At 51.1% G+C, this 4,622-nt stretch carries 7 protein-coding genes and 1 pseudogene; all 8 read left to right on the top strand.

From position 1 onward, the window contains the following. Positions 1 to 1,020: molybdopterin-dependent oxidoreductase (locus AC1QQ2_RS13580; RefSeq protein ID WP_479713523.1), on the top strand; the 1,020-nt coding region annotated here is incomplete at its 5' end. Between the two features lie 74 nt (positions 1,021 to 1,094). Next, complete coding sequence (locus AC1QQ2_RS13575) at positions 1,095 to 1,430, top strand: hypothetical protein (protein WP_479713522.1); 336 nt, start codon at positions 1,095 to 1,097, stop codon at positions 1,428 to 1,430. Positions 1,431 to 1,436: 6 nt separating this feature from the next. After that, the gene (gene nuoH / locus AC1QQ2_RS13570; protein ID WP_479713521.1) at positions 1,437 to 2,474 is read left to right on the top strand and encodes an NADH-quinone oxidoreductase subunit NuoH; all 1,038 of its coding nucleotides are present in this window, start codon (positions 1,437 to 1,439) and stop codon (positions 2,472 to 2,474) included. A gap of 1 nt (position 2,475) precedes the next feature. Then, positions 2,476 to 2,970 carry an NADH-quinone oxidoreductase subunit NuoI gene (gene nuoI / locus AC1QQ2_RS13565; RefSeq protein WP_479713520.1) on the top strand — a complete coding sequence of 165 codons (495 nt, stop codon included), beginning with the start codon at positions 2,476 to 2,478 and terminating at the stop codon, positions 2,968 to 2,970. Further along, entirely contained in the window at positions 2,967 to 3,374 is a 408-nt protein-coding gene (locus AC1QQ2_RS13560) for a carboxymuconolactone decarboxylase family protein (RefSeq protein WP_479713519.1), read from the top strand. Before nuoI ends, AC1QQ2_RS13560 begins: the two co-directional genes overlap by 4 nt. After that, entirely contained in the window at positions 3,371 to 3,979 is a 609-nt protein-coding gene (locus AC1QQ2_RS13555) for an NADH-quinone oxidoreductase subunit J (RefSeq protein ID WP_479713518.1), read from the top strand. The genes AC1QQ2_RS13560 and AC1QQ2_RS13555 overlap by 4 nt, the downstream gene beginning before the upstream one ends. 37 nt (positions 3,980 to 4,016) lie before the next feature. After that, entirely contained in the window at positions 4,017 to 4,322 is a 306-nt protein-coding gene (nuoK, locus tag AC1QQ2_RS13550; protein WP_479713517.1) for an NADH-quinone oxidoreductase subunit NuoK, read from the top strand. Positions 4,323 to 4,328: 6 nt separating this feature from the next. Next, positions 4,329 to 4,622 (top strand): annotated as a pseudogene (locus tag AC1QQ2_RS13545) (NADH-quinone oxidoreductase subunit L); the annotation flags it as partial.

Here is a 4,622-nt window from a genome sequence, read left to right as displayed (position 1 = left end):
CAAATGGTCCAAGGTCTGGGCGGTAACGTGGAATGCCGCGTTGACAACGCGCGTTTGCCAATTGGCAACCGCTCTGGTTATGTCGGGACCGCGTCGATTGAAGACATCGACAGTGCCAAGTTCATTCAGCTGATCGGCACCAACCCATGTGACGAAGCGCCTGTTTTGAATTCGCGTATTCGCCGTGCTTGGGCCAATGGTGCAAACATCGGCTTGGTTGGTCAGGCAGCTGATTTAACCTATGAATATACACATGTTGGCACTGACCGCACTGCTTTGACGGGGCTCTTGGGCAAAAAACACGGTGCGATTTTGGATGCACCATCGGTTGTAATCGTGGGCCAAGGCGCCATTCGCGAAGCAGACGGCGCCGCCGTTTTGGCCGCAGCAATGCAGTTGGCCGAGGAAACACAGTCCAAACTGATGATCTTGCACACTGCTGCGTCACGCGTTGGCGCGATGGATGTGGGTGCTGTGACCGAGGGCGGTTTGACCGCCGCGATTGATGGCGCTGACGTGATCTATAACCTTGGTGCGGACGAGGTTGACATCGATGCAGGTGCATTCGTGATTTATCAAGGCTCGCACGGCGATCGCGGTGCGCATCGTGCCGATATTATCCTGCCAGGTGCCGCCTTTACCGAAGAAAACGGTTTGTTCGTCAATACCGAAGGCCGCCCACAATTGGCCATGCGCGCGGGCTTTGCCCCAGGCGAGGCAAAAGAAAACTGGGCGATTTTGCGGGCATTGTCCGCAGAATTAGGATCGGCATTGCCATATGACAGCCTTGCGCAATTGCGTCAGGCATTGGTTGCGGCGCATCCGCATTTGGCGCAGATCGATCAGGTTGCCGAAAATGAATGGAAAGCAGAGCCTGCCGATAAAATGGGCGATGCGACATTCAAAAACGCAATCTCTGATTTCTATTTGACCAACCCGATTGCACGCGCATCCAGCGTTATGGCGGAACTGTCTGCCAATGCAAAGGCGCGGGCCGAAACAAAGGTTGCGGCCGAATAATGCAGCATTTGTCCAACATATCCCTTTTGTTGATGGCGGCGACCTTGTTGGTTGCGGCCTGTCAACAGCTGGACATGTCCGGGACATCGACACGACCAGAAAAAATCCAGTATTTTGGCGTACAAACCAAATTGCTTGCGAATGATCTGGTACAATTCCACGTAACCCTAACAGGAACAGAACGTTCTGATCCTGTTCGCGATTACGCAGAATGTGCGGCGGCACAATACACATTGATCCGTGGATTTGGTTTTGCCCGTCACATTCGCACAAATGTGGGCGAAACCGCTGGACGGTGGAGCGCGGATGCCGTTTACACAGTATCAGATGCGATCCCACAAGGATTAAGAACACTGGACGCAGAGGTTGTTGCCGACAACTGCGCCCGAAACGGAATACCAATGGTGTGAGGACCGATGGCTGATTTCTTTAATACAACGGGCGGAATGGCCCTTATCATGGTGGCGCAGGTTTTGGCCATGGTCGCTTTCGTAATGATAAGCTTGCTGTTCCTAGTATACGGTGACCGCAAGGTCTGGGCAGCGGTGCAAATGCGTCGTGGTCCAAACGTGGTCGGCGTGTTTGGTTTGTTACAAACCGTGGCTGACGCGTTAAAATACGTCGTGAAAGAGGTTGTGATCCCTGCGGGTGCGGACCGTGCAGTTTTCATGCTTGCGCCGCTGACATCATTCGTTTTGGCGCTGATCGCTTGGGCGGTTATTCCGTTCAACGACACTTGGGTATTGTCCGATATCAACGTCGCGATTTTATATGTTTTCGCTGTATCTTCGTTAGAGGTGTATGGTGTCATCATGGGGGGGTGGGCCTCAAACTCAAAATATCCATTCCTGGGGTCTTTGCGCTCAGCGGCTCAAATGATTTCATACGAAGTGTCCATTGGTTTGATTATCATTGGCGTGATCATTTCGACCGGTTCGATGAACTTTGGCGATATCGTCCGCGCGCAGGATGGCGATTACGGGTTCTTTAGCTGGTATTGGTTGCCGCATTTCCCGATGGTGTTCCTGTTCTTTATCAGCGCACTGGCTGAAACAAACCGTCCACCGTTCGATTTGCCCGAGGCGGAATCAGAATTGGTTGCCGGATATCAGGTTGAATATTCATCAACGCCATTCCTATTGTTCATGGCGGGTGAATATATTGCGATTTTCCTAATGTGCGCCCTAACCACGCTGTTGTTTTTTGGCGGGTGGTTGTCGCCCATTCCAGGGATCGCAGATGGCGCAATTTGGATGGTCGCGAAAATGGCGTTCTTCTTCTTTATCTTTGCGATGGTTAAGGCGATTACACCACGCTACCGCTATGACCAATTGATGCGCTTGGGTTGGAAAGTTTTCCTACCATTCTCGTTGGTATGGGTTGTTTTAGTGTCTTTCGCTGCAAAATTTGAACTGTTTGGCGGTGCTTATGCCCGCTGGGCGATCGGAGGCTAATATGGCACAGATTGATTACGGCCGCGCAGCAAAGTATTTTTTGCTGCAAGATTTTTGGGTTGGGATGAAATTGGGGCTCAAGTATTTCTTTGGTCCCAAGGCAACGCTGAACTATCCCCATGAAAAGGGGCCATTGTCGCCGCGCTTTCGTGGGGAACATGCGCTACGCCGGTATCCCAATGGCGAAGAACGTTGTATTGCGTGTAAGTTGTGCGAGGCCGTTTGCCCCGCGCAGGCGATCACAATCGACGCCGAACCCCGCGACGATGGCAGCCGCCGCACAACGCGTTACGACATCGACATGACGAAATGTATCTACTGTGGGTTCTGCCAAGAGGCGTGCCCAGTTGATGCCATCGTCGAAGGTCCTAATTTTGAGTTTTCAACGGAAACCCGAGAAGAGCTTTTTTATAACAAAGAAAAGCTATTGGCGAACGGGGAACGGTGGGAATCCGAAATTGCACGTAACCTTGAAATGGATGCGCCTTACCGATGACCGACGCAAAGAACCCTTTTGAGGATATGATGAAACTGGCGCAGGACATGGTGAAATCCATGAATCCTGCGCTTGAGACATTTTCGCCCAAAGGGTTCGAAGCGGCGTGGCCCACGATGTCAAAAGACATGATGGAGATGTTTTTTGGCAACACGTTTAATAAGGACGGTCTGGACGCAAAGACACGTCTTTTGCTGACATTGGCAGGGCTGACCATGCAAGGCGCACAAAATGATGTCGCGCTACGTCAAACTGTGCGTCATCTGGTCGAAGCTGGCGCGCGCAAACAAGAGATTATCGAAACCATCGGACAAATGTCTATGTTCGCTGGTGTACCCGCCATGACACGGGCCATGCAATTGGCCCAAGAGGTTATGGAAGACAAAGAGGAAAAAGACACATGAGCGTTGTATCCTTCGCGTTCTATCTATTTGCAATCTGCGCAATAGCAGGGGGGCTGTTCACTGTGATTAGCCGCAACCCTGTGCATTCTGTGCTGTGGCTGATTTTGGCATTTTTGTCATCGGCGGGGTTGTTCGTATTATTGGGCGCCGAATTCGTCGCCATGTTGTTGGTCATCGTTTACGTGGGCGCGGTTGCAGTATTGTTCCTGTTCGTGGTGATGATGTTAGATATCGATTTTTCTGCGCTTAAGGCAGAGATGGCTAGTTACCTACCACTTGCCCTATTAATTGGATTGGTTTTGTTGATGCAGCTGGTCATGGCCTTTGGCGTATGGGATTTTGCTGACACTGCGCAGTCTGCCCGCGCCACCATCGCCCCCGAAGGCATGCATAACACGGCCGCGCTTGGGATGGTGATTTACGATCAATATTTCTTGCTCTTCCAATTGTCGGGCTTGATTTTGTTGGTCGCGATGATCGGGGCGATTGTTTTGACGCTGCGCCATCGCAAGGACGTAAAGCGTCAGAATGTTATGGCACAGATGTTCCGTGATCCTGCGAAAGCAATGGAATTAAAAGACGTAAAACCGGGGCAGGGCCTATAGGCCGCCCAAAGGACAGAACAAGGGAACCGAGGTTAATATGATTGGTTTAGAACATTACCTAACGGTGGCGGCGACGCTATTTGTTATTGGTATCTTTGGGCTCTTCCTGAACCGGAAGAACGTCATCATCCTTTTGATGTCGATTGAATTGATGTTGTTGTCTGTCAACATCAACTTGGTCGCATTCTCAAGTTACCTGGGTGATTTGACAGGGCAGGTCTTTACGCTGTTTGTGTTGACCGTGGCAGCGGCCGAGGCGGCGATTGGTTTGGCAATCTTGGTCAGCTTCTTCCGTAACCGTGGCACCATCGCGGTCGAAGATGTCAACGTAATGAAGGGTTAAGAAATAATGGAAAAGATTATCCTATTTGCCCCATTGGTTGGCGCAATTATCGGCGGCTTTGGCTGGCGCGTGATTGGTGAAAAAGGCGCGCAGGTTTTGACCACCGGTTTGCTGTTTTTGGCCTGTATCCTGTCTTGGATCGTTTTCTTGGGCTTTGATGGTCAGACGCAACATATTGAAATTTTGCGCTGGATTGAATCTGGCAGCCTATCGACAGATTGGTCGATACGTTTAGACCGTCTGACCGCGATCATGTTGATCGTTGTGACAACCGTTTCCGCATTGGTGCATTTGTACAGC

Origin of the sequence: Aestuarium sp., assembly GCF_023253315.1 — a bacterium.
Lineage (GTDB): Bacteria > Pseudomonadota > Alphaproteobacteria > Rhodobacterales > Rhodobacteraceae > Marivivens > Marivivens donghaensis.
This window is presented reverse-complemented; position numbering and strand designations above follow the sequence as displayed.

Excerpts from the sequence above, each read along its gene's own strand:
- AC1QQ2_RS13575 (WP_479713522.1), top strand. The coding sequence starts at position 1,095 with ATGTCCGGGACATCGACACGACCAGAAAAAATCCAGTATTTTGGCGTA.
- nuoH (WP_479713521.1), top strand. The coding sequence starts at position 1,437 with ATGGCTGATTTCTTTAATACAACGGGCGGAATGGCCCTTATCATGGTG.
- nuoI (WP_479713520.1), top strand. The coding sequence starts at position 2,476 with ATGGCACAGATTGATTACGGCCGCGCAGCAAAGTATTTTTTGCTGCAA.
- AC1QQ2_RS13560 (WP_479713519.1), top strand. The coding sequence starts at position 2,967 with ATGACCGACGCAAAGAACCCTTTTGAGGATATGATGAAACTGGCGCAG.
- AC1QQ2_RS13555 (WP_479713518.1), top strand. The coding sequence starts at position 3,371 with ATGAGCGTTGTATCCTTCGCGTTCTATCTATTTGCAATCTGCGCAATA.
- nuoK (WP_479713517.1), top strand. The coding sequence starts at position 4,017 with ATGATTGGTTTAGAACATTACCTAACGGTGGCGGCGACGCTATTTGTT.